The sequence below is a fragment of the Tistrella arctica genome (assembly GCF_039630945.1).
GTDB classification, from domain to species: Bacteria; Pseudomonadota; Alphaproteobacteria; order Tistrellales; family Tistrellaceae; genus Tistrella; species Tistrella bauzanensis.
Genome location: NZ_JBBKTV010000003.1, coordinates 69248 through 94595, shown reverse-complemented (window position 1 = coordinate 94595; position 25348 = coordinate 69248). Strand labels below are relative to the sequence as shown.

Genomic DNA, 25348 nt, shown 5'->3' with positions numbered 1-25348 from the left:
ACGCCCCATGACCGACATATCCCCGTCTGCCCTTGATGCCCTTGCCCAGCGGCTGCGCGGCTTCGTGCTGGCGATGCCCGCGGCCCGGCTGCTGGGCTTCAGTTTCGTCGAGGTGGCACCCGGCCGGGTGGTGCTGGACCTGCCGTTCCGGCCCGAGCTTGGCGAGCATCAGGGCCTGTTCCAGGGCGGCATCATCGGTGCGCTGATCGATTTCGCGGGCGGGTCCGCCAATGCCACCGGGCTTGGCGCCGATCAGGCGCTGGTGACGCTGGATTACACCGTGAAACTGCTGCGCCCGGCCAGGGCGGCCGGGCTGCTCGCCCGCGCGCGGGTGATCGATCCGGGCGGCCGCATCGCGGTCAGCGCGGTGGATGTCGTCTGCCGCGGCGTTGATGGCAGCGTGGCGGACGACCGGCCGGTGGCCACGGGGCTGGTCTCCACCCGGCGGGTGGACCTGCGGCCGGCACCTGTGGCGCCAGATAACGCGCCCGGATAAGGGGGCCGCGCGGATAAGAAGGGCCGCGCGGACACGGCGTCAGTTGGTGACGATTCGGACCTTCCGGCCGGGTTCGGGGTTCTGGCCGGGCTCAAGGCCGTTCAGCAGGCGGAACAGGTCTTCCGGCCGCTCATTCACCGCCATGCGCTTGACCAGACTGGCGGTGGTGTCGTTGCGCCCGACCGTGACGATGTCGATGCGCAGCGGCTTCACCGCGCGGGCCTCGGCCTCGGTCAGCCGGCGGAAGCTGTAGGTGAAGCGGCGCAGGCTGTCTTCCACCTTCGGCAGCACGTTCACCGGGGTGATCAACTGCAGGCGATAGACCGATTTGTCGTCGGCGCGGATGATCACCGGGCGCACCTCCAGCGTGGCGCCGCTGCGGTCGCGCACCCGGGCATGGCCGGTGGCGGCATCCAGGCCGTTGATGGTGATCCGCTCCACATCCTGCAGCGGCGGCTGGCCCTCGGCGGCGCTGCGCGACAGGATCGTGGTCAGGGCCATGCCCTTGGGGGCGGCGCCCATGTCGAACACGAAACGCGCGCCATCCGGGCCATAGCCGGTGATCGCCTCGTCGCTGTTGATGATGACGTAATCTTCCGGGGCCTCGAAAGCGAAGCGCAGTTCCGGATGCCGGAAACTGCGGCCGTTGAGCACCCCTTGCGACAGCGACGACCCATAGACCATGCCGTCGATCGCGTTCAACTGCGGGTCGATATTGCGCACGCCGGTGGCGCCCCCGGCCAGTTGCACCGCGCGTTCCACCCGCTCGGGCGTGCGCGGATGCGAGGCCATCAGGTTGAACTGCTCGGCCGGGTTGTCCTGTCCGCGCAGGGCGGCCTCATAGGCCGAATAATCGTTCAGGCGCTGAAGGAAGCTCGCCATCGCGCCGGGGTCGTAGCCGGCAGCCTGAAGATAGCGGGTGCCGCGTTCGTCGGCCTCGAATTCCTGATCGCGGCTATAGGATTGCAGATAGACCTGGGCGCCCATATTGGCGATCTGGCTGACGGCCTCGCTGCCCAGCACCGCGCCCAGCAGGCCGGCGCCGACCTGGGCGATCATGCCGCTGGTCATCCGCTGGGCTGAATGCCGGCCGGTCACGTGACCGATTTCATGAGCGATCACGCCGGCCAGCTCCGCCTCGTCGCGCGCCAGCGAAATCAGGCCGCGGGTGACATGGACATAGCCGCCGGGCAGGGCGAAGGCGTTGACAATCGGGCTGTCGATGATGGTGAAGGTGAAGGGCTGGTCGGCCATCTCGGTCACCGACATCAGCCGGAAGCCGATATCCTCGACATAGCGTTGAAGCTTCTCGTCCTTGTATTCGCCGCCGAAGGCCTCGACCAGCTTGGGGTGTTCCTCGGCGCCCATCTGGGCCGCCTGCTCGTCGCCGACCAGACTGAAGCCCTGGCCGCCGGCGGGGCTGCCGGCGCAGCCTGCCACCGCCAGGCCGATGGCGGCGGCCCCCATCAGACGGCGCATGCCGTGCTTCAGCCCCCGCCGCGCCGGGCGCGGCGCCAGGGCGGAGGCCACCGCATGGCGGGCATCTGCGGGTGAGGGGCTGGTCGAGACGGGGCGGGCGACTGATGGCATGGACTGGGCCTCGCGGTCAGGGGCGGCTGCGGGCAGGGCTGCTGCAGTGATGACATGGGGACACTCCGCTCAAGATGGCGGCTGCGCCGGTCGCGCGCAAGCCGTGGCGGCGTGACAAGGCTGGGGCGACTGCGTCCGCCTCCTGTGCCAAAGCGGTGACCGCCGCTTGCATGACCGGGCTGCGATGGGCGACACTCAGGCGACGGGCGGCGATCGCTGCCTGCGTTGCGGTTGATGGCGCCGCCGCGGTTCTCCGACCCTTTGGGATACTGTGTCGATGTTTGGGATACTGTGTCGATGATGGATGCCGGCTCCCGCGATCTTCACCCGCCGATCGAGGCCGATGCCGGCGGGCAACTGGATCTGGGCGATGGTCATGTGATGGCGTGGGAAGCCTGCGGCCGCCCCGACGGGGTGCCGGTGGTGTTCCTGCATGGGGGGCCCGGCACCGGGGTGGAGCCGGCGCATCGGCGGTTCTTCGACCCCCGGATCTGGCGGGCGGTGCTGTTCGACCAGCGCGGCTGCGGCCGCTCGACTCCGCATGGCGAAACGCAGGCCAACACCACCGACCATCTGGTGGCGGATATCGAACGGCTGCGCCGGCATCTGGGCATCGAGCGTTGGGCGGTGTTCGGCGGGTCGTGGGGCTCGACCCTGGCGCTGGCCTATGCCACCACCCATCCCGATCGGGTGACGGCGCTGATGCTGCGCGGCATTTTTCTTGGCACCGATGCCGAGGTGGCGTGGTTCCTGCATGATATGGGCCGGTTCTTCCCCGAAGCCCATGCGGCCTTTCTGGCCCATCTGCCGGTCAGCGCCCGCGCCGACCCGCTGGCGGGCTATCTGCCGCTGCTGATGGACCCGGACCCGCGCGTGCATGCGCCGGCGGCACGGGCCTGGTCGGGCTATGAAACCGCCTGCGCCACCCTGCGCCCGCCGCCGCCCGCCGCCTTCACTGGCGCCAGCCCCGCGACGCTCGATCGTGGCGCGCTGGCGGTGGCGCGGCTGGAGGCGCATTATTTCGCCCACCGCTGCTTTCTGGCCGCGCGGCCGCTGCTCGACCGGATCGCGGGTGACGAGCGGGTGCGTGGCCTGCCGGTGCATATCGCCCAGGGCCGTTATGACGTGATCTGCCCACCCGACGCCGCCCACCGCCTGGCGGCGACGCTGGGTGAGCGGGCGGTGCTGGAAATCATCCCCGATGCCGGCCATTCGGCTTTCGAGCCCGGCACCCGCCGCGCCCTGGTCCAGGCCGCCGACCGCTTCGGCCGCCAGCTTGCCCGCGGCGGGCGCGCCTGAGCGGCCTGTTCCCGCGGGCGCCTTGGGTCTTTCGGGCAAGGGGCTTTCATGATAGGAAAGGTCCAGCCGCCGCCGCGCCTGTCTGCCTCACCTCAGACGCCACCGCCGCCGCGCACGGCGTCTCCGTAGCTCAGTAGGATAGAGCACAGGATTCCTAATCCTGGGGTCGCAGGTTCGAATCCTGCCGGGGACGCCAGTTTTTCATTTTTCATCTGGTCATGTTTTCTCGCCGGCGGCCGGACGTATTCGTCCCGGTGTGGCATAGCTTTGTTCCGGGTCGGGCGACCGGAAACGGGCGTGATCCCTCGGCGTCTCGTCGGCATTGGCATTGACGCTTGCGGCCATAATGGCCACAAATGGCCGATGCAGAATGAGGCAGGCCGGTGAAATCAATCTCCGCGCGCGACGCAAAATATAGCTTCGGAAAGCTGATCGACACGGCACGGGCAGGGCCCGTGACGGTCGAAAAGCATGGCCGGGCTGTGGTCGTGGTTCTGGCGGTCGAGGAATACGAGCGGCTGAAGGCAATCGAATCGGAGCAGAGCGCGAAACCGCCCCGCTCCGCCGAAAAGACGTGAGTTGGGGACGGAATGGCTGATCAGGCGCGGAAAGACAGGTTCGTCGCGGCGTTGACAGAGCTTGGCGGCTCCGCCGGCAACGGGCGTTTGCGCGAGGCCCTGGGTTGGGACGATGCCGCCTACACCGCGGTGAAGGATGACCTCGTCGCCGAGGGTGTCGTGACGCCCGGGCGTGGTCGCGGCGGTTCGGTTTCGCTTGCCGGTGCCGCGGATGCCAAAGCCGAGGCCCCTGCACCGGTCGCCGCTCGCGCCAAGCCTGCCCGCCCCAAGCCTGTTCGCGGCCAGTCTGTTGGCGGCCAGTCTGCTCGTGGCCAGTCTGCTCGCGGCCAGTCTGCTCGCGGTCATGGCAATGGCGGCAATCTCGGTTTCGAGGCGGATCTTTTCAAGGCTGCCGACAAGCTGCGCGGCAATATGGAACCATCAGACTATAAGCACGTCGCCCTTGGCCTGATCTTCCTGAAGCACATTTCCGACAGCTTCGAGGCCAAGCGCGACAAGCTGCTGGCCGATTATCCCGCCGGTGCCGAGGATCCGGACGAATACGCGGCCGAAAACATCTTCTGGGTGCCGAAGGAGGCGCGCTGGTCGCATCTTCAGGCGAAGGCGAAACAGCCGTCGATCGGAAAGATGATCGACGAGGCGATGATCGCCATCGAGAAGCGGAACGACAGCCTGAAGGGCGTGCTGCCCAAGGATTATGCCCGGCCGGCGCTCAACGCGGTGATGCTGGGCGAGTTGATCGATCTGATTTCCGGCATCGCGCTGGGCCAGGAGAAGGGCGAGGCGCGCGATGTGCTTGGCCGCGTCTATGAATATTTCCTCGGCCAGTTCGCGGGTTCCGAAGGCAAGCGCGGCGGCGAGTTCTATACGCCGCGATCGGTCGTGCGGGTGATGGTCGAGATGATCGAGCCCTATAAGGGCCGGGTCTATGATCCATGCTGCGGTTCGGGCGGCATGTTCGTGCAATCGGAAAAGTTCGCGCTGGAACATGAGGGCCGGATCGGCGACATCGCCATTTATGGCCAGGAGTCGAATTATACCACATGGCGGCTGGCCAAGATGAACCTCGCCGTGCGCGGTATCGACGCCGACATCAAATGGAACAGCGAGGGCAGCTTCCACAAGGACGAGCTGCGCGACCTGAAGGCCGACTACGTTCTGGCCAACCCGCCCTTCAATATCTCCGATTGGGGCGGTGACCGGCTGCGGGATGATGTGCGCTGGACATATGGCGTGCCGCCGGCCAGCAACGCCAACTTCGCCTGGGTGCAGCACATCGTGCACCACCTTTCGCCGTCGGGCGTGGCGGGTGTCGTGCTGGCGAACGGCTCGATGTCGTCGACGCAGAACAGCGAGGGCGCGATCCGGCAGGCACTGATCGAGGGCGTGAACGGTGCGCCGGGCGTGGTCGATTGCATGATAGCGCTGCCCGGCCAGCTCTTCTATTCAACGCAGATCCCGGTCTGCCTCTGGTTCCTCGCCCGCGACAAATCGAATGGCATCGCCCGCAATGCGAAGTTGCGCGACCGGCGCGGCGAGATCCTGTTCATCGACGCGCGCAAGCTCGGCCACATGGTGGACCGCACGCGCAAGGAATTCTCGGACGCCGATATCGATAAGATCACGCGCGCTTATCATGCCTGGCGTGGTGAGGGCGACGCTGGCGCCTATGAGGATGTGCCGGGCTTCTGCAAGTCGGCGACGCTGGAAGAGATCAAGGCGCATGGTTATGTGCTGACGCCGGGACGGTATGTTGGGGCGGCGGAGGTTGAAGATGACGAAATGCCGTTTGCGGAGCGGTTTGCGGCGCTGCGAGCGATATTGGCTGAGCAGTTCGAAGTTGGGCGTGGGCTTGAGGCCCGTGTGATTCGAGCGCTATCTGCTGTGGGTGGAAATGTCTGACTTTCCGATCGCTCAATTGGGGGAGCTTGCAAAGCCCGAGCGTGCTGCCATTGCGATTGGCCCTTTCGGCTCTCGCATGAAGGCAGATGTTTACGTTCCAATCGGCGTGCCTGTGATTCGTGGAACTAACATATCGAGCGACCGGTCACTAAAGGGCAACTGGGTCTATGTGCCAGAGGATTTTGCCGCGACGATGCCTGCATGCGCCCTGCAAAGTGGGGACCTCGTGTTCCCGCACCGAGGCTCGATAGGCGAGGTAGCGTTGATTGAGCAATCGCACGTTCCAATGGTTATTTCGTCAAGTATGATGAAGTTCCGGCCTGACCCGCGACGCCTGGATAGCCGGTTCGCTTACTATTTTTTTAAGTCACAGCCAGGGCGTGAAGAAATCTTGCGATTCGGATCTCAGGTTGGAACACCCGGCATTGGACAACCCCTTGCTTCCCTAAAGCAATTTCGGATTCCGCTTCCTCCGTTGGAACAGCAAAAGGCCATCGCTTCCATCCTCGGCGCCCTCGACGACAAGATCGAACTGAACCGGAAGATGAACGAGACGCTGGAGGCGATGGCGCGGGCGCTCTTCAAGGACTGGTTCGTCGATTTCGGCCCGACCCGCGCCAAGATGGAAGGCCGCGCGCCCTATCTCGCGCCGGATATCTGGTCCCTCTTCCCCGACCGCCTTGATGATGAAGGCAAGCCGGAGGGATGGATGGAAAAGCCGTTGACCAAATTTTTCGAAATTGTGGGCGGAGGCACGCCAAAAACTTCCGAATCTGGCTACTGGGGGGGTGATATTCCATGGTTTTCAGTGGTGGACACACCGTCTGGTAGCGATATCTTTGTTTTTGAAACGGAAAAGAGCATTACTGACGACGGCCTGCGAAATAGCTCTGCTCGTCTTCTCGATAGGGGCGGGACAATTATTTCGGCCCGTGGCACGGTCGGTAACCTTGCGATGGTTGGCCGACCGATGGCATTCAATCAGTCTTGCTATGGTCTGAAGGGAGCAAACGGATATGGGCCGTGCTTTGTGTTCCTTGCCGCAAAGCACATGGTAGCCAAGCTTCAGTCTCTAGCCCATGGTTCTGTGTTCTCGACGATAACTCGCCAGACATTTGATTCTGTTTATCTTCCTGCACCTGGAATTTATGTTGCGAAACAGTTCGACCTCGTTGCGTCTGCCTTATTCGAACGGATGCGCGCCAATGTGGCCGAATCCCACACCCTCGCCGCAACCCGGGATTTCCTCCTTCCAAAGCTCATGTCGGGTGAGGTACGAATCAAGGATGCCGCAACGCTGGTTGGGGAGGTCACATGACACGCGCGGCCATCCGCCCCGAGATGTTGCGCTGGGCGCGGGAGCGGGCCGGCATTCATGACGTCGGCGATCTGCTGGGCCGCTTTCCGAAGCTCAACGCGTGGGAGGCCGGCGAGGCGCGACCTACGCTCAAGCAGTTGGACGCCTTCGCGCAGGCGGTTCATGTGCCCATCGGTTCTCTGTTCCTTCCCGAGCCGCCGGAGGAGCCGTTGCCGATCCCCGATTTCCGCACCCATGACGGGCGCGCGGTGCGGCGTGCCAGCCCCGCTTTGCTCGACATGCTCTATGCCTGCCAGGAACGGCAGGGCTGGTATCGGGAGTTCGCGTTGACGGTGCGTATGCCCGAGGCGGGTTTCCTTGGCAGCGCGGATCTTGACGATCGGCCAGAAGACGTTGCGGCGCGCATGGCGGACATGCTCGGCTTCGATGTGGCCGCCAGGGCCGCCTGCCGCAACTGGGAGGAGGCGCTGCGGCTGTTCATCGCCCAGGCGGATGCCGCCGGTGTGCTGGTGATGGTGAGCGGCGTCGTCCTGTCCAACAACCACCGGCCCCTTGATCCGGAGGCGTTCCGCGGCTTCGATCGCCACGCCAATGGCCGCGTCGCCAGCATCGACAAGGTCGGTGATGACTTACTGGCCGGTGGCGACGATCTGTCCGATTGGGCCACCGCGCCTCAAGACGCGGAGGTCGCCTGATGGCGTATCTGTCAGAGGCGGCTGTTGAACGGGTGGTGCTCGATCAACTCGCCGGCCTCGGTTACGCGATTGCCACCGATGCCGGGATCGGCCCGGATGGAAAGGCGCCCGAGCGGGACGCCTATGGCGATGTGGTGCTGGTCAGGCGACTGACGGCGGCGATTGAAAAACTCAACCCGGCGATCCCGGCGGAGGCGCGCGGCGATGCCCTGCGCAAGGTGCTGGCCACCGAAATGCCGTCGCTGATTGAAGAGAACCGCCGCCTGCACAAGCTGATGGTCGAGGGCGTCGATGTCGAGTTCTACAGCGTGGACGGCACGATCCGGGGCGACAAGGTCCGCCTGATCGATTTCGACGATCACGCCGCGAATGACTGGCTGGCAACCGGCCAGTTCACCGTGATCGAGGGCGGCATCAATCGCCGGCCGGATATCGTCGTTTTCATCAATGGGTTGCCGCTCGGCGTGATCGAACTGAAAGCGCCCGGCGGCGAGACCGCCACCCTTGCCGGCGCACACAACCAGCTTCAGACCTACAAGGCGCAGATCCCGTCGCTCTTCCGGACGAATGCCGTTCTTGTCACCTCGGATGGCATCACCGCGCGCGTGGGTTCGCTGACCGCCGATCAGGAACGCTTCATGCCCTGGCGGACCACAGACGGCAAAGTCATCGCCGCGAAAGGCCAGCCGGAACTGGGCATTCTGATCGACGGCGTTTTCGATCGCCGGCGCCTGCTCGATCTGCTGCACGATTTCACCGTGTTCGGCGAAACCGGTTCAGGGCTCGCTAAGATCATCGCGGGCTATCATCAGTTCCATGCCGTGCGGCATGCGGTGGACAAAACCATCGAGGCATCGGCGCCACAGGGCGATCGAAGGGTCGGGGTGATCTGGCACACCCAGGGGTCGGGCAAGAGCCTGTTGATGGCGTTCTATGCCGGGCAGCTCGTGCGGCGGCCGGCGCTTGAAAACCCGACGATCGTTGTCGTCACCGACCGCAACGATCTGGACGACCAGCTTTTCGGCACGTTTTCCATGTGTCGCGATCTGATCCGACAAACGCCTGTTCAGGCCGAGAGCCGGGATGATCTGCAATCGGCGCTCAGCCGGGCCTCTGGTGGCGTGATCTTCACGACCATTCAGAAGTTCTCGCCGCCAACCGGCGAGACCGTCTATCCGATGTTGTCCGACCGCCGGAACATCGTCGTGATCGCGGATGAGGCACACCGAAGCCAATACGGCTTCCGGGCGCGGATCGAACGGAAGACCGGCGAGATCGCCTATGGTTTCGCGAAGTATCTGCGCGATGCGCTGCCGAACGCGTCCTTCATCGGGTTCACCGGAACGCCGATCGAGACGGACGATGTGAGCACGCCTGCGGTGTTCGGCGACTATATCGACGTTTACGACATCAGCCGGGCGGTGGAAGACGGCGCCACGGTGCCGATCTATTATGAGAGCCGCCTTGCGCGCATCGAGCTTCCCGATGACGAGAAGCCGAAGATCGATGCGGAAATCGACGACCTCACCGAAGACGAAGCGACGATCGAACAGGAGCGCATCAAACGGCAATGGGCGACCGTCGAGGCATTGGTCGGCTCGGAGAAGCGGCTTGCGATGGTGGCCGCCGATCTGGTTCAACATTTCGAGGACCGGGTCGCCGCCATGGACGGCAAGGCGATGGTGGTTTGCATGAGCCGCCGCATCTGCGTGGCGCTCTACGACCAGATCATAGCGCTTCGGCCCGATTGGCACGGCGACGACGATGCGGCGGGCAAGATCAAGGTGGTGATGACCGGATCGGCCGCCGATCGTCAGGAATGGCAATCCCATATCGGAGGCAAGGCGCGCCGCGACCTTCTGGCGAGGCGCGCGAAAGACCCGAGGGACACGCTCAAGCTGGTGATCGTGCGGGATATGTGGCTGACCGGCTTTGACGCGCCATCGATGCACACGATGTATATCGACAAGCCGATGAAGGGCCATGGATTGATGCAGGCGATCGCCCGGGTGAACCGCGTTTTCCGCGACAAGCCCGCCGGCCTCGTCGTCGACTACATCGGCATTGCTCAGAACCTCAAGAACGCGCTCGGCCAATATTCCGGCGCCGACCAACGCCAGGCTGGTATTGACGAAGCCGAGGCAGTCGCCGTGCTGCTTGAGAAATACGAGGTCGTGAAGGCCATGTATCACGGCTTCGACTATGCCCGGGGATTGGTCGGTGCGCCGCGTCAGCGGCTGATCGTGCTCGCCGAAGCGCTCGAATGGATCCTTGGCCGCCAGCACGACGCCGCCGCGCGGGAGACGACCGAGGATGGCCGGCGCCGGGAAAACCGCCGGTATCAGGATGCCGTTCTTGCGCTGTCGAAGGCATTCGCCCTGGCATCGGCAAGCGATGACGCGCGCGACATCCGCGATGACGTCGGCTTCTTTCAGGCGGTTCGGGCCGCTCTCGTGAAATCGGCCGATGGTGCGGGACGAAGCGCCACCGACCGCGCGTTTGCTATTCAGCAGATCCTCGACCGGGCCGTCGTCTCAACCGAGATCGTCGACATTCTCGCCGCCGCTGGCATCACGACGCCCGATATCTCGATCCTGTCGGACGACTTCCTCGCCGAGGTTCAGCAACTGGGCAAGAAAAACCTTGCACTTGAGGCGTTGCGAAAGCTGCTGAACGACGAAATTCGGTCGCGCAGCAAAACCAACGTGGTCGAGACCAAGCGCTTTTCCGAGCGGCTGGATATGGCGATCGCCCGCTATCATGCAAACGCGATCAGCACCGTGGAGGTGTTGCAGGAGCTGATCGATCTTGCCAAAGAGGTCCGCGCCGCCCGCAGGCGTGGCGAAGATGAGGGTCTGTCACAAGACGAGATCGCCTTCTATGACGCCCTGGCCGAAAGCGAAAGCGCCGTCGAACTGATGGGCAACGAGTCGCTTAAGGTGATCGCGCATGAACTTCTTGTCAGCCTGAGGGGCAGCGTGTCGGTGGACTGGTCGCACCGCGAAAGTGCGCGAGCGCGCATGCGCGTGCTGGTGAAGCGCATTCTGCGCAAGCACGGCTACCCGCCCAAACTTGAAGACGCCGCGGTGCAAACGGTGCTTCGACAGGCCGAGGCGCTATCTGCAAGCTGGTGATAAACGGCAGACAAGGGCGGCTCCATCCGGAACCGCCCTTGTTCGTGTTCATACACCCAGTGCCGCCCGGTCAGCCGATCTTGGCCGCCGTGTCGTCGAGCGTCGCTTCCAGGGTGTCGACGATCTGGTCGACTTCCTTTCCGCTGACGATCAGCGGCGGGCAGAAGGCGATGGCGTCGAGCATGTTGCGGGTGATCACGCCACGCGTCTGCATGCCGGTGTTGACCATGCCGCCCAGCGCGCCCGGGGTCTCAAGCGCGGTCTTGGCGGCCTTGTCGGTGACCAGTTCGACGGCCGCGATCAGGCCGACGCCGCGGACTTCGCCGATCAGGCTGTGGCTTTCCAGCGCCTTCAGCCGGCCGAGCAGATGGGCGCCGACCTCGCGGGCATGGGCGACCAGGTCGCGTTCCTCGATGATCTTCAGGTTCTCCAGCGCCACCGCCGCCGCGACCGGGTGGCCGGCGGCGGTGAAGCCGTGGCCGAGCACGCCGATCTTGTGGCTTTCATCGGCGATCGGCTCATAGACCTTCTCGTTGATCATGAAGGCCGAGATCGGCATGTAGGACGACGAGAGCTGCTTCGACATGGTCATGATGTCGGGGCGCAGGTCATAGGTCTGGCTGCCGAACATGTTGCCGGTGCGCCCGAAGCCGCAGATCACCTCGTCGGCGATCAGCAGGATGTCGTACTTGGCCAGAACCGCCTGGATCTTCTCCCAATAGGTCGCGGGCGGCACCACCACGCCGCCGGCGCCCATCACCGGCTCGCCGATGAAGGCCATGATCGTCTCAGGGCCTTCCGCCAGGATCATGGCTTCCAGTTCCTCGGCGCGGCGGGTGGCGAAAGCCTCTTCCGTCTCGTCGGGGCCGGCATCCTTCCAGTGATGGGGCGAGCCGGTGTGCAGCACCCGCGCGATCGGCAGATCGAACGAGCGATGGTTGTTGGGCAGGCCGGTCAGGCTGGCCGAGGCTATGGTGACGCCGTGATAGCCGCGCATCCGGCTGATGATCTTCTTGCGCTCGGGCTGGCCCATGGCGTTGGACCGATACCAGAGCAGCTTCAGGATGGTGTCGTTGGCTTCCGAGCCTGAATTGGTGAAGAACACCTTGCTCATCGGCACAGGGGCAAGCCCGATCAGCTTTTCGGCCAGATCGATCACCGGGCCGTTGGACTTGTAGCTGAAGGTGTGCGCGAAGGGCAGCTTGGCCATCTGGCGGGCGGCGGCATCGGCCAGCCGCTGCTCGCTGAAGCCCAGCGCCACGCTCCACAGGCCGGCCATTGCCTCAATATAGCGGTTGCCGTGGATGTCCACGACATGGACACCATCGCCGCGCTCCAGCACGATCGAGCCGGTCTCCTCGTGGCGACGGGCATCGGTGTAGCTGTGCATGTGATAGGCGATGTCGCGGGCTTCCGGCGAGTTCGGGCTGTAGGCCATGGGTCGGGCTCCTGATGGGCGATGGGTCGGCATCGCCACGCGTTCATGTCGGGGGCGGGGCGTGAGGGGGGGCGGGGCGTGAGAGGGGGAGGGGCGAGACTGTCGCTGCCTGACGATACGCCGGTCAGCCGGCGGCCGCATCAGCGGCGAGCGCCGCATCGCAGGCATTCAGGAACACGACGGCATTGTCGGACAGGCTTGGCCCCAGATAGCCGCCCTCCTGCACCAGCACCGTCGGCAGACCGAAGCGGGTGATCTTCGCGGCCGTGGCGGCGAAACCATCGGCCGTGCAGCGCACCACCGACAAGGGATCGTCATGGGCCATGTCGAAGCCCAGCGACACCACCAGCGCCTCGGCGCCGAAATCGCGGATCGCCGCCAGCGCGCGGTCGACAGCGAGCCCGATCTCGGCATCGCCGTCGCCCGGGTTCAGCAGCAGGTTGAGCGTGGTGCCAAGGCCGGCATCGCGGCCGGTTTCATCGCCATAGCCCAGATAATAGGGCGGGTAATCGGCCGGATCGACATGCAGCGAGGCATAGAAGACATCCGGATCGCCATAGAAGATGTCCTGGGTGCCATTGCCGGCATGGGTGTCGACGTCGAGCACCGCGACGCGCGCGAATTTGCGGCGCAGATGCCGGGCGGCGGCAGCGGCGTTGTTGAAGAAGCAGAAGCCGTTGCTGGCATCCCATGACGCATGATGGCCCGGCGGCCGGCTGAGGCCATAGACCATCCGCGCGCCCGCCAGCACCTGATCGGCGGCATCCACCGCCGACTGCGCCGACCAGTAGATCGCCTCCCAGGTGCCCGCCATCACCGGGCAGGCGGTGTCGGTGGCGTAATAGCCGAGCTGGCCGACCACGCCCTGCGGCACCCGGCCCTCGCGCCGGCCGGTGTGGTAGTTGGGCACGGCCGCCTCGGTCGATCCGGTCGCCTCCACCCAGCGCGTCCAGGCGGTGCGGAAGAAATCGACATAGCCGCGATCGTGGACCGCATAAAGCGGCTCAAGCCCATGATCGGCGGGCGCCACGATCTCGTGGCCGGCGCCGGCCAGGGCATCGCGAAGCAGGATCGCGCGCTGCGGCTGTTCGGGATGGGTGATGAAGCCGCCCCGCCGGAAATAGGTTTCCGGCGCATGGGCGGTCTGGCGCGGATCGAACACGACTTTCATGGGGGAGAACGCCTGTTGCTGGGACGCGAAGTCGGGTGGAACGAGGAGGGCGCGGCGGATCAGTATCCCGCCTGCCGGTCGACCATGGTCGGGACAGGGTCGCCCCCACCCAGACGGGCGGCGGCGGCGGCGATATGGCGGGCCAGGGCGTTGCGGTCGGGCTCGCTCGCCTCATGCGGGGTCACCAGGATGCGCGGATCGTGCCAGAAGCGGTGCTCCTGCGGCAGCGGCTCGACAGCGAAGACATCGAGCGAGGCGGCGGCGATCCGGCCGCTGTCGAGGGCCGTGGTCAGATCATCCTCGACCAGATGCTCGCCACGGCCGAGCTGGATCAGCACCGCGCCCATGGGCAGACGGTCGAACAGCGGGCCCGACAGGATGCCCCGGGTGTCGTCGGTGAGCGGCAGCAGGTTGACCAGCATATCGGCCTGGGCGGCGATGCGGGCGGCGCCATCCGGCCCTGAGACCACGGTCACGCCCGCCGGCACCAGGGCCGGATCGGGCGGCCGCCGCGACAGCACCCGGACGTCATAGCCAAGCCCGGCCAGCACGCCGGCGGTGACCCGCCCCATATGACCGAAGCCCAGAACCGCCACCCGGACATCACCGGCCGGGCGCTTTTCCATCACCCGCCGCCACAGCGCCACCCGCTGCTGGGCGATATAGGTGGCCATGCCGCGATGATGCCAGAGCACGTGCCAGGCGGCGAAGCCCGCCATCATCCGCGCCTGATCGTCATCGCGCACCCGCAACACCGGCAGCCCGGCCGGCAGGCTGGGGCACTCCAGGATGTTGTCGACCCCGGCCGCGATCGACGACACGAAGGCGAGGTTGGGGAACGGGTGGAAGGCATCGGGTGCCGGCTTCCAGGCCAGCGCGAAATCCACCGCCTCTGGTGCCGCCAGGGCCTCTTCGGGCTTAAGCAGATCGACCTGGGGCGCATGGCGGGCGAACCCTCCGCCGAAGATCGCCTTCAGATCGAGCATGGTGCTGAGGCAGACGCAGCGATAGCGACGCGCGGTCATGGCAGGGCGGCCCCCGCTTGCGCGAAGCGCTTCAGCGGCGTGCCCGGGCCGCGACCGGGGATGGCGGCCAGCAATTCGCGGGTGTAGGCGCTTTGCGGGTTGCCGAAGACCTCGGCCACCGTGCCCATCTCGACGATCCGGCCGCGCTGCATCACCGCCAGCCGGTCGCAGATCTGGGCCGCGACCCTGAGATCATGGGTGACGAACAGCATCGACAGGTTCAGCCGTGCCTTCAGCCCCGCCAGCAGATCGAGCACCTGAGCCTGGATCGAGACGTCGAGCGCCGACACCGCCTCGTCGGCGATGATCAGTTCAGGGTTCATCGCCAGAGCCCGGGCGATGCCGACACGCTGGCGCTGCCCACCTGAGAACTCATGCGGGAAGCGGTCGGCGGATGAACCGTCGAGGCCGACGGTGGCCAGCAGTTCGCGCGCCTGCGCACGGGCCTCGGCGGCCGGCACGCCGGCGGCGATCGGTCCCTCGGCGATGATCTGGCCGACGCGGGTGCGCGGGTTCAGCGAGCCGAACGGATCCTGGAACACCATCTGCACCCGGCGGCGCTCCTTGCGCAGCGCCTTGGCGTTCAGGCTGGCCAGATCGACGCCGTCGATTTCGGCCGAGCCGCGATCGGGATCGATCAGCCGGACGATGCAGCGACCGAGCGTCGACTTGCCCGAACCGCTTTCCCCGACGATGCCGAGTGTTTCGCCGCGCGCCAGATCGAACGAGATGTCGTCGACCGCATGGACCACGCGGGGCTTGCGCAGCAGGCCGCCCTTGCCGTGATAGGTCTTGGTCAGGCCGCGCACCTTCAGCAGCGGCTCGGCCGCATCGGGCGTGATGGCCGGACCGGCGCGGTCGGGCACGTTCATGCCCGGGATGGCATCGATCAGGCCGCGGGTATAGGGATGCGACGGGTTGCCCAGCACATCGGCGGCGGTGCCGATCTCGACCACCTTGCCATGCTGCATCACGCAGACCCGGTCGGCGATTTCGGCCACCACGCCGAAATCATGGGTGATGAACATCACGCCCATGCCGTGGCGGATCTGAAGATCACGGATCAGTTTCAGGATCTGGGCCTGGGTGGTGACGTCGAGCGCGGTGGTCGGCTCGTCGGCGATCAGCAGGCGCGGTTCCAGCGCCAGCGCCATGGCGATCATCACCCGCTGGCGCTGGCCGCCCGAGAGCTGGAAGGGATAGGCATCGATGGCGCGGGCGGGCTCGGGAATGCCGACCTCGGTCAGCAGCTCCAGCGCGCGCGCCCGCCGTTCGCGCGGTTTCAGCCGGTTATGGCCCTCGAACACCTCGGCGATCTGCTCACCCACCCGCATCAGCGGGTTCAGCGCGCTCATCGGTTCCTGGAAGATCATGGCGATGCGGGCGGCGCGGATGGCGCGCATGCCGGCCTCGTCGAGGGTCAGCAGATCGCGACCCTCGAACATGATCCGGCCGGCCGCCGGGCGCACGCCATGCGGCAGCAGGCCCATCACCGCATTGGCGGCCATGGATTTGCCCGAGCCGCTCTCGCCGACGATGCACAGGATCTCGCCGGCGGCGAGGTCATAGCTGACATCGTCGACCGCGAACGGCCGGTCGGCGCCGGCGGGCAGGGCCAGCTTCAGGCCGCTGATCGACAGCAGCGCGTCGGGACGGGCCTGATCTGATCCGGTCATACCCGGTTGGGTCTTCAAGTCACTGGTCAATGGCCCGCTCCTCAATGTCCCTGGCGCGCGAGGCGCGGATTGAGGGCATCGTTCAGCCCTTCGCCCACCAGATTGAGGGCGAGCACGGTGAGCAGGATCGCGACACCGGGGAAGAAGCTCAGCCACCACGCCTGGCGGATCACGGTGCGGGCGGCGCCGATCATATAGCCCCAGCTCATCACGTTCGGATCGCCCAGCCCCAGGAAGGACAGCGAGCTTTCCAGCAGGATCGCGGTCGCCACCATCAGCGAGGCCAGCACGATGATCGGCGACAGCGTGTTGGGCAGGATCTGGCGCAGGATGATGGTGGTGTTCGACTGGCCGGCGAGGGTGGCGGCTTCGACATATTCCCGCGTGCGCAACGACAGCACCTCGCCGCGCACCAGGCGTGCCACCGGCGGCCAGCTCACCACGGCGATCGCGACCACGATCGAGGTGATGCTGGGCTCGAAGATCGCGACCAGCACCACGGCGAGCGCGAAGCTCGGCACGGTCTGGAAGAACTCGGTGAAGCGCATCAGCGCGTCGTCGACGATGCCGCCGTAATAGCCGGCAACGGCGCCCAGCGGCACGCCGATCGCCAGTGCCACAACCGTGGAGACCAGCCCGATCAGCAGCGAGATCCGCGCGCCATGCGCCAGGCCCGAGGCGACGTTGCGGCCGAGCGTATCTGTGCCGAGCGGCAGTCCGGCCACGTCGAACGGCGCCAGGAACGGCCGCTGGACCATCTTCCAGGGCGACATCGGATAGATCAGCGGCGCGATGATCGCGACCAGGATGACAATGAACAGGATCGCCAGCCCGATCAGGGCGCCGCGATTCTGGGCGAAACGTTTCAGGAAGCCGTTCATCCCGCTGCCTCGATCCGCGGGTCGGCGATCCGGTAGACCAGATCGGTGACCAGATTGAACAGGATGACCATGGCGGCCGAGACGAAGAACACACCGAGCAGCAGGTTGTAGTCGCGCTGCAACAGGGCTTCGAACATCAGCCGGCCGATACCGGGCCAGGCGAAGACGGTTTCGGTGAGGATGGCGCCGCCCACCATCTGCCCGGCCTGGAGCCCGGCCAGGGTCACGATCGGCAGGATGGCGTTGCGCAGCACATGGCGGCGCTGGATCACCCCCGGCTTCAGTCCTTTGGCGCGCGCGGTCTTGACGAAGTCCAGCCGCGAGACCTCAAGCATTGAGGCGCGGGTCATGCGGGTATAGACCGCCATGAAGAACAGGCCGAGCGTCAGTGCCGGCAGAACCAGGTGTTCCGCCACGTCCAGCCAGCGATCGAGGCCGGTATAGTTGCCGCCCACGGTTTCCATGCCGAAGCCGGGCAGCCAGCCGAGTGTCACCGAGAACAGCAGCACCGCCATCAGCGCCACCCAGTAGAGCGGGGTGGCATAGAAGATCAGGGCGGCGGTGGTGATGGCCGTGTCCGACCAGCGGCCGCGGCGCATGGCGGCGACGGCACCGGCCGCCACGCCCATGATCAGCGAGATCACGAAGGCCGTGCCGGTGAGCAGCAGGGTCGCGGGCAACCGGTCGAGGATCAGGTCGAGCACCGGCATCTGCTGACGATAGGAAAAGCCGAAATCGAGCTGAACCACGCCCGAGATATAGATCCACAACTGTTCGTGCAGCGGCAGGTTCAGGCCGAACCGCTCGCGGAGCTGATCGAGGAAGATCTGGTCGGCGGCACCGGCTTCGCCGGCCATCACGGCGGCGGGATCGCCGGGGGCTGCATGGATCAGGAAGAAGTTCAGGACCAGGACTGCGAGCAGGACCAGGGCAGCCTTGAACAGCCGGCCGATCAGGAACCGTGCCAGCGCCATCGGCGGTCTCCTTGCGGGAGGTGTGGCGTCACCGGCCGGGCCTTGACAAGGCCCGGCCGGTGGTATCGATGCGAGGGCGTTACGGGTGCGGGATCACTCGATCCAGGCATCCTTGAAGCCATCGTTCACGCCGATGCCGGTGGTGATCAGGTTCTTGACGTTGCAGCGATAAATGGTGGGGAAGCCCAGTTCCAGCAGCCAGGCGACCGGCACGTCGTCGACCAGCTTCTTCTGGACCGCGGTATAGACGCCCTCGCGCTTCTTGTCGGAGAAGGCGACGGCGCCATCGGCGAACAGCTTGTCGACCTCAGGCGAGGCATAGCCCGCGACATTGTTCCAGGGCGAGCCCTTGGCGATGTTGGTCGACACATAGGTGCGCGACACGCCCAGTGCCGGATCGCCATACTGATAGAGATAGGTGAAGGCCAGATCGTAATCCCAGTCGGAGACCTTCTGGTTCCAGCCGGCGACGTCGGTCGCGACCAAGTCGACCTTGATGCCGACTTCCTCAAGATTCTGCTTCACCGCCTCGGCCCAGCGCTGCCAGGTCTCGCCATAAGGCAGCGGCAGCACGCGGATGGGGGTGCCGTCATAGCCCATCTCCTTCAGCAGTTCCCGGGCCTTGTCGGGATCATGCGGATAGGGCGTGACCTTGTCGGAATAGAAGCGGATCTTCGACGAGAACGGGCCGGTCGCGACGTCGCCCAGGCCGTTCCACAGCACCTCCTTGGCGAATTCGCGATCCATGGCATACATGATCGCCTTGCGGAACCGGACGTCGGCGGTGGGGCCTTCGCGGTTGTTCAGCCACAGCCAGGACTGCGGGGCGAAGAATTCCCAGCCCTTGTCGGTGACGCAGGTGTTGTCGAGGGCGGTCAGGCGCTGCACGTCGAAATTCTCGACCGAGCCGCCGGGCAGGATATCGACGGTGCCGGTCTCGAAGGCCACGGCGCGTGAGGCGGCGTCGGGGATCACGTGCCAGTAGATCTCGTCGAGGTGGGGCTTGCCCTCCTGGTAATAATTCTCGTTCTTGACCAGCAGGATATGCGAGCCCTTGACCCATTCCTTGAACTTGAACGGGCCGGTGCCGATCGGCGTGTTGTTGGCCGGATTGGTCTTGAAGTCGGTGCCTTCATAAATGTGCTTCGGGATCATCGGCATGGTGCCAGCCTCGAAAATGCCGAGGAACGGACCGAAGGGCTGCTTGAGCTTGAAGACCACGGTGTAATCGTCGGGCGCCGAGATATTCTCGACATGAGCGAGCGAGGCCCGCAGCCGCGCATGGGTCTCACGCAGGAAGACGTCGACCGAGAACACCACGTCGGCCGAGGTGAACGGCTCACCATCGTGCCATGTGACGCCCTTGTGGAGCTTGAAGGTATAGATCGTGCCGTCGCCCGACACGGTCCAGCTCTCGGCCAACTGCGGCATGGGCTTCAGAGATGGGTCATACCGGAGCAGGCCCTCATAGATCTGCCCCGCGACCATCTGGGTCGGGCCGTTCTGAATCAGGCCGAGCATCAGTCCCGGCGGCTCAGGCTGGATGACGACGTTGGCCCGTCCTCCCTCGACGGGCGCGGCGGCCGCCGCGAAAATCATCGACAGCGCTGCCACGCCGCCCAGCAGAAATCCCCTGATCATTCCTAAAGTCCCCCTGACGTCCTTGGATTGGTGAAACCTCGTCTGCGTCTTCCGTCTTGTTCTTGAGACTGCTTCTTGTCGCAGCTAGCCGTTAATCGGCTATGCACCGGCCACGCTCCCGCCGGATCAGTTCAACTGATCAGCTCTCGAAATCCGGCTGGATCTTGCGGAGCAGTCTCAGATAGGCATCCCATTCCACATCGGGGCGGTTATGGGGATGCTCGCCATCCCAGCCCTCGTACTGCTGCGCGGTACGCTGGCAGACCTCCTCTGAGGGCAGGTGGATCGGTGCGCCTGAGCTTTGCAGGGCGAGCTGGGCCCGGCAACTGCGCTCAAGATTGTACATCAGCTTGAAGGCTTCCGAGACCGTGCGGCCACAGGTCAGAAGCCCGTGATTGCGCAGAATCATAACCTTCGCATCGCCCAGATCCGCGACCAGCCGCTCCCGTTCGGCCAGGTCGAGCGCGATGCCCTCGTATTCATGGAACGCGATACGGTTGTGGAATTGCAAGGACCACTGGTTCAGCGGCAGCAATCCGTTCTCCTGGCACGACACGGCGACACCGGCGACGGTGTGGGTGTGCAGCACGCAGTGAATGTCGTGGCGCGCCGCATGCACGGCGCTGTGAATGGTGAAGCCGGCGGCATTGATGCCGGCGCCATGCGGGTCGTCGATCAACCGCCCGTCCAGGTCCACCGTCACCAGATTGGAGGCGGTGACCTCGTCGAACCGCAACCCATACGGGTTGATCAGGAACCGGCCATGGCCATCCTCGCCATCGGGTGCGCGGGCCGAGATATGGGTGAAGATGCTGTCATCCATGCCGAAATGCGCGACCAGCCGATAGGCCGCGGCCAGATCGACCCGCTCGGCGCCGGCGGTCGGAGATGACGGCTGGGCGGAGACTTCGGAAACGGTTGCGCGGCGCATCGGCGGCCCTCATGAGTGATCGGCGGCGTCGACGGGTCCGGGATGGGTGCGGCAAATTGTCGACAATCGACATTCGACCACGTTTCCGGCATGCTCGCAAGGCAGAGGTTGCACATGATGCAGATGACAGGAGGCGCATTGTCCATGCCGGAGAAGGGCCAGACGCCCGGCACCCCCCTGTCGAGGGATGCAGGATCAGTGTCAATGGATACAGCGACGCCGCCGGCCGGCGGCGGCGGGCCGCTTTTGACGGCCCTGGATCAGAACGATCTGGTGAACCGGATCGCGCAGGTTCTGACCGACGCCATCCTGAAGGGCGGCTTCAAGCCCGGTGCGCGTCTGACCGAGGCCACCATTGCCCGTGACCTGGGCGTCAGCCGCGCGCCGGTGCGCGAGGCGGCGCGGCTGCTGGAAAATCGCGGTCTGGTGGTGGCGATGCCGCGTCGCGGCTTCTTCGTCCGCCAGTTCGACTGGCACGATCTCGATCAGATCTACGATCTGCGCATGTGCCTGGAACGCCATGCCGGGGCCCTGCTGGTGGGCAGCCTGACCGACGAGATGGCATCGAAGCTGCGGGCACAGGTGGCGTTCCTGCACCGGCTGGCCGAGGATGGCGACGGCGAACGCCAGATCGAGGAAGACCTGAAATTCCACCGCATGATCTGCGTGTTCGCCGGCAACCGGCGGCTGCTGAAGGTGTTCGACGAACTGACCGCCGAAACCCGGTTCGGCATCGCCATGATCGGCCGGCTGTACGACGACCCCCATCAGATCGCCCGGACCCACGAGCCGCTGCTGGATGCCCTGGTCGCACGGGATGCAGGCGTGTTCGCGGCCGCCAGCGATTACCATATCGGCACGGCGCGCGAGCGGGTGGTGGCGATGTTCAGCGCCGATGGCGCTCCCCGTCGCGGTGATCCGTCCTCGGAGTAGGGCCGCGTTCGCCCACGGTCGCGGTCAGCGCCGCTTCGACAGCGCCCGGCCCGCCGGGCGGTCGCCGACCAGTTGCCACAGAGCCCGGGTGACGCTGTCCAACTCGTCGCCATTCAGGCGGCGGGCCATGTCGGCATGGTATTGACGGTCGATCTCGGTCAGACGCTGGACCTGGGCGCGGCCACGGTCGGTCAGGGTCAGGGTGATCATGCGGCGGTCGGTATCGGAGCGGTCGCGCCGCACCAGTCCATGCTCGACCAGCCCATTGACCAGCCGGCTGGGACTACCGGTCTCGCAGACCAGCAATTCACCCAGATCGACCAGTGACAAGGGCTCGCGCTGGGCCAGAACCGACAGCACTTCTGCCTGCGACGGCGTGAGACCGAGCGGCCGGAGCCGGTCGGCAAGCTGGCGATAGGCCTCGCGTTGTGCCGCCAGGATCAGATAGCGAAGCTCTTCGACGGGCTGCATCCTGCCTCCCCCCAAGGTTCGAGGATGATTTCGAGGATGGTGGTCGAGATATCGACTGTGGCGCCGGCCGCGCATGCGCCGGCCAGGACGCCTCCATGCCCTAAAGTTAGGTCCCGCGTCACCGATTACCAGCGCCGGATTGCAGAAGTCCCCGTCAGATCACGAAAAAGCGCCCGCCTCTCAAAAAGGACACGGGCGCGTTCGCGCTGTGGACACGGGCGCTTGCGCGCCGTGGATATGGGGGCCGCGCGGCTAATGGATCCGCAATTGCAGCATCAGCCCCAGAACCGCGCCCTTGATATAGGGCAGGGTGGCCAGCGTCAGCACCAGGCTGAGCGGCACCCACAGCGCCGCATGCACCCAGATATCGGGCGCCCAGGCCTTTTCAACCCACAGCATCAACGGGATGACGATGTGGCCCACCAGGAAAATGGTGAAATAAGGGGGCGCGTCATCGGCGCGATAGCTGCCGAGATTCTCGCCGCAATGGCTGCAATGATCACGCACCGACAGATAGCCGTTGAAGGCCGGCGCCTCGCCACAGCGCGGGCAGCGCCTGGCCAGACCGCGACGCATCGCGCGCCACAGGCCGGGGCCCTTCACCGGGGCGTCGTCTTCCTCTGTCCGGGCGTTGGTCCAGACCACATCATCCTGGCCCGACATGGGCTCTTCTCCTTGAGGCTTGGGCGCATCGGCGGGGGGATTGGCGGGGTTTGGAACAGGCAAGGCGGCACCATCTCCAGATGGCCGGACGCCGCATCGGACCCGATGCACCATCCTCAATATGAGCGGCGGGGAAGTCGCGTACCACGCGACACGTCGCCGCGGGCATGATGATGATCATGACGCGGCGTCAGATCTGTGCAACCCCCTGCGGCGGGACGGGTTCCAGGACAAGCGGGCTGCGTCAGCCGATCCAGTAATGGGCGGCGCCGAAGATGCCGTCGACGCGGGTGCCGTCGTCCGAGATCGGCAGCAGGACGCGTTCATAGGTGACATGGTCCTTGGCGATGGCGAACCCCACCCGCCGGGCGTAATGCGGCCGGCACTGTCGGACCACGTCGTGATAGTCGGCCGCGATGCGCGGCCACTGGCCGGCATGGACCACCGACAGGCTCTGGCCGCGATGGTCGCCGCCATGGGCTTCGGAAATCCGGGTGCCGACCAGCCGCACGGTAAAATCCAGCCGGCCACCGGGCTGATGGACGACATCATACAGAAACAGATGCGGCAGCAGCCGATGCAGGCGCAACGGGTCTATCTCCCGCCGGAGCGGCATCGGGCGGTCGCCGCAGAGATCGCGCCAGTAACGATAGGCGGTCTTGAGGATGTCGGTCTCGAATCGGTCCTCGATGTCATCCATGTCGGGCCTGCCTGACCGGTGCCTGACGCGCGGTGCGCGTCACAAGACCCAAGATTAGCAGCAGAAACCTGTGGTATCGAGTGTTGTCTTGACAGAAACATGACAGCACTGGGTATGGAGCGGCAATCCTGGCGCCATACTCAGTGCTGCAATGCAATATTCGCCGTCGTGCTCGATGTCCGCCAGATCAGTAAGACTTCGCGAAGATCGCCTCGACGGTGGCCGGCGCGCCGGTCAGCACGCAGGCGCGGCCGGCGATATCACCCTGATCATAGGGCAGGCAGCGGATGGTGACGCCCAGATCGTCGAGCTTTGTCTCGCTCTCGCGGGTGCCGCACCAGGGCGCGCGCACGAAGCCGAGATCGCCGGCGAAATCGCTGCCCTCCTTCGAGAAAAAGGCGCGGAACGCGTCGTAATCGGTGATGTCGGCGCGGATGCGGGTGGCGCGGAATGCCACGGCCTGATCGAACAACTGCTTCTGGATCAGGGCCAGCCGGGTGGCGATGCCCGACACCAGCTCGTCCTGCGGGATGATCGCCTTCTTCTGGTCCAGCGCCACCCGTTCGGTGACCGCGACCGAGCCCGAGGCCACGTCGCGCGGCCCCACTTCCAGGATCACCGGCACGCCGCGCTTGATCCACGACCAGCGCTTCTCGCCGGCATTCATGTCACGGCGGTCGACCTCGACCCGCACCGGCAGATCGAGATAGCGTTCGGCCGCAAGGCGGGCGGCCAGCGCATCCACCGCGGCCATGACATCGGCGGCACTCGCCTCATCACGGATGATCGGCAGGATCACGATCTGCGATGGTGCCACCGCCGGCGGCAGCCGGAGGCCGTCATCATCGGAGTGGGTCATGATCAGCGCGCCGATCAGCCGGGTCGATGCCCCCCAGGACGTGGTGTAGGCAAGCTCAAGCCCGCCATCCCTGGTCTGGTACTGGATGTTGGCGGCCTTTGAGAAATTCTGCCCCAGGAAATGCGAGGTGCCGGCCTGCAGGGCCTTGCCGTCCTGCATCATCGCCTCGATGCAGTGGGTTTCGACCGCGCCGGGGAAGCGCTCGCTTTCAGGCTTCTCGCCGGCGATCACCGGCACGGCCAGCCAGTTTTCCGAGAGATCGCGATAGACCTCCAGCATCATCGCGGTCTCGTCCAGCGCCTCGTCGCGGCTGGCATGGGCGGTATGGCCTTCCTGCCAGAGAAATTCGCTGGTGCGCAGGAAGACGCGCGGCCGCATCTCCCACCGGACGACATTGGCCCACTGGTTGATCTTCAGCGGCAGGTCGCGATAGCTGCGGATCCAGCGGGCGAAGGCCTCGCCGATCACGGTTTCCGATGTCGGGCGCACCACCAGCGGCACTTCCAACTGCCCGTCCGGCACCAGCTTGCCGTCCTTCTGGATCAGCCGGTGATGGGTGACGACCGCCATCTCCTTGGCGAAGCCCTCGACATGGCTTGCCTCTTTCTCGATCAGGTCGAGCGGGATGAAGATCGGGAAATAGCAGTTCTGGTGGCCGGTCTCGCGGATGCGCTGATCCAGACGCTTCTGGATCTGCTCCCACACGCCATAGCCCCAGGGGCGGATGACCATGCAGCCGCGCACGCCCGACGGCTCGGCCATCTCGGCTTCCTTGACCACCTCCTGATACCAGGCCGGGAAATCCTCGGCACGGGTGATGCGGATGGCGGTCTTCCTCTGGGCGCTGGACATGGGGGTGGCCCCTCGGCTGATGGCTGTGTGGATGGTGCTGGCGGAATTCTGCCGCATCATCCACGTTTCATCGCCGAGAACAAGTGCTTCCGGGGCCGAATGGTCCGGGAGGCGCGGCTGC

Annotated in this window: 21 protein-coding genes and 1 tRNA gene; 9 read left to right on the top strand and 13 right to left on the bottom strand. The window is 65.5% G+C overall.

The window, feature by feature from the left end:
- Window positions 1-7: 7 nt before the first annotated feature.
- Window positions 8-496, top strand: a complete 489-nt coding sequence (locus tag WG924_RS07305; protein WP_345932365.1) for a PaaI family thioesterase — start codon at window positions 8-10, stop codon at window positions 494-496.
- 39 nt (window positions 497-535) lie between these two features.
- On the opposite strand, the gene WG924_RS07300 is transcribed toward WG924_RS07305, so the two are convergent.
- Window positions 536-2086 carry a M48 family metalloprotease gene (locus WG924_RS07300; RefSeq protein ID WP_345932364.1) on the bottom strand — a complete coding sequence of 517 codons (1551 nt, stop codon included), beginning with the start codon at window positions 2084-2086 and terminating at the stop codon, window positions 536-538.
- Window positions 2087-2383: 297 nt separating this feature from the next.
- On the opposite strand from WG924_RS07300, the gene pip reads away from it, so the two are divergent.
- The 7 genes from pip to WG924_RS07265 all read left to right on the top strand — a co-directional run bounded on the left by pip (window position 2384) and on the right by WG924_RS07265 (window position 11012).
- Window positions 2384-3385 carry a prolyl aminopeptidase gene (gene pip, locus WG924_RS07295; protein ID WP_345932363.1) on the top strand — a complete coding sequence of 334 codons (1002 nt, stop codon included), beginning with the start codon at window positions 2384-2386 and terminating at the stop codon, window positions 3383-3385.
- Window positions 3386-3504: 119 nt separating this feature from the next.
- Window positions 3505-3581, top strand: a tRNA-Arg gene (locus WG924_RS07290).
- A 187-nt stretch (window positions 3582-3768) separates the two neighbouring features.
- Complete coding sequence (locus WG924_RS07285; RefSeq protein WP_345932362.1) at window positions 3769-3963, top strand: type II toxin-antitoxin system Phd/YefM family antitoxin; 195 nt, start codon at window positions 3769-3771, stop codon at window positions 3961-3963.
- A gap of 12 nt (window positions 3964-3975) precedes the next feature.
- Window positions 3976-5865, top strand: a complete 1890-nt coding sequence (locus WG924_RS07280) for a class I SAM-dependent DNA methyltransferase (protein WP_345932361.1) — start codon at window positions 3976-3978, stop codon at window positions 5863-5865.
- Window positions 5858-7183: a restriction endonuclease subunit S gene (locus WG924_RS07275; protein ID WP_345932360.1), complete on the top strand. Its 1326-nt coding sequence runs from the start codon at window positions 5858-5860 to the stop codon at window positions 7181-7183. The genes WG924_RS07280 and WG924_RS07275 overlap by 8 nt, the downstream gene beginning before the upstream one ends.
- Window positions 7180-7878, top strand: coding sequence for a hypothetical protein (locus tag WG924_RS07270; RefSeq protein WP_345932359.1), 699 nt, complete (start codon window positions 7180-7182; stop codon window positions 7876-7878). Before WG924_RS07275 ends, WG924_RS07270 begins: the two co-directional genes overlap by 4 nt.
- Window positions 7878-11012, top strand: a complete 3135-nt coding sequence (locus WG924_RS07265) for a type I restriction endonuclease subunit R (protein WP_345932797.1) — start codon at window positions 7878-7880, stop codon at window positions 11010-11012. Before WG924_RS07270 ends, WG924_RS07265 begins: the two co-directional genes overlap by 1 nt.
- Before the next feature lie 70 nt (window positions 11013-11082).
- On the opposite strand, the gene WG924_RS07260 is transcribed toward WG924_RS07265, so the two are convergent.
- The 8 genes from WG924_RS07260 to WG924_RS07225 form a co-directional block, all read right to left on the bottom strand.
- Window positions 11083-12450 (bottom strand): aspartate aminotransferase family protein, encoded by a 1368-nt coding sequence (locus WG924_RS07260; RefSeq protein WP_345932358.1) that lies wholly within the window; start codon window positions 12448-12450, stop codon window positions 11083-11085.
- A 124-nt stretch (window positions 12451-12574) separates the two neighbouring features.
- Window positions 12575-13621, bottom strand: coding sequence for a histone deacetylase family protein (locus tag WG924_RS07255; protein ID WP_345932357.1), 1047 nt, complete (start codon window positions 13619-13621; stop codon window positions 12575-12577).
- 59 nt (window positions 13622-13680) lie between these two features.
- Window positions 13681-14646: an NAD(P)-dependent oxidoreductase gene (locus tag WG924_RS07250; protein WP_345932356.1), complete on the bottom strand. Its 966-nt coding sequence runs from the start codon at window positions 14644-14646 to the stop codon at window positions 13681-13683.
- Window positions 14643-16322 (bottom strand): ABC transporter ATP-binding protein, encoded by a 1680-nt coding sequence (locus tag WG924_RS07245; RefSeq protein WP_345932355.1) that lies wholly within the window; start codon window positions 16320-16322, stop codon window positions 14643-14645. The genes WG924_RS07250 and WG924_RS07245 overlap by 4 nt, the downstream gene beginning before the upstream one ends.
- A gap of 41 nt (window positions 16323-16363) precedes the next feature.
- Window positions 16364-17203 carry an ABC transporter permease gene (locus tag WG924_RS07240; RefSeq protein ID WP_345932354.1) on the bottom strand — a complete coding sequence of 280 codons (840 nt, stop codon included), beginning with the start codon at window positions 17201-17203 and terminating at the stop codon, window positions 16364-16366.
- Entirely contained in the window at window positions 17200-18177 is a 978-nt protein-coding gene (locus tag WG924_RS07235; RefSeq protein ID WP_372044892.1) for an ABC transporter permease, read from the bottom strand. Before WG924_RS07235 ends, WG924_RS07240 begins: the two co-directional genes overlap by 4 nt.
- A gap of 93 nt (window positions 18178-18270) precedes the next feature.
- Window positions 18271-19818, bottom strand: coding sequence for an ABC transporter substrate-binding protein (locus tag WG924_RS07230; protein ID WP_345932353.1), 1548 nt, complete (start codon window positions 19816-19818; stop codon window positions 18271-18273).
- A gap of 139 nt (window positions 19819-19957) precedes the next feature.
- Window positions 19958-20749, bottom strand: coding sequence for a class II aldolase/adducin family protein (locus WG924_RS07225; protein ID WP_345932352.1), 792 nt, complete (start codon window positions 20747-20749; stop codon window positions 19958-19960).
- 204 nt (window positions 20750-20953) lie between these two features.
- On the opposite strand from WG924_RS07225, the gene WG924_RS07220 reads away from it, so the two are divergent.
- Window positions 20954-21682, top strand: coding sequence for a GntR family transcriptional regulator (locus tag WG924_RS07220; RefSeq protein ID WP_345932351.1), 729 nt, complete (start codon window positions 20954-20956; stop codon window positions 21680-21682).
- Window positions 21683-21706: 24 nt separating this feature from the next.
- Here the strand turns inward: WG924_RS07220 and WG924_RS07215 are convergent, their stop codons facing one another.
- From WG924_RS07215 to proS, 4 genes are all read right to left on the bottom strand, one after another.
- A complete protein-coding gene (locus tag WG924_RS07215; protein WP_188581400.1) occupies window positions 21707-22153 on the bottom strand; it encodes a MarR family winged helix-turn-helix transcriptional regulator in 447 nt (148 codons plus the stop codon).
- Window positions 22154-22405: 252 nt separating this feature from the next.
- The gene (locus WG924_RS07210; protein ID WP_345932350.1) at window positions 22406-22816 is read right to left on the bottom strand and encodes a DUF983 domain-containing protein; all 411 of its coding nucleotides are present in this window, start codon (window positions 22814-22816) and stop codon (window positions 22406-22408) included.
- Window positions 22817-23060: 244 nt separating this feature from the next.
- Window positions 23061-23516, bottom strand: coding sequence for a PAS domain-containing protein (locus tag WG924_RS07205; protein WP_345932349.1), 456 nt, complete (start codon window positions 23514-23516; stop codon window positions 23061-23063).
- Between the two features lie 187 nt (window positions 23517-23703).
- Window positions 23704-25227, bottom strand: a complete 1524-nt coding sequence (gene proS, locus WG924_RS07200; RefSeq protein WP_345932348.1) for a proline--tRNA ligase — start codon at window positions 25225-25227, stop codon at window positions 23704-23706.
- Window positions 25228-25348: the final 121 nt, after the last annotated feature.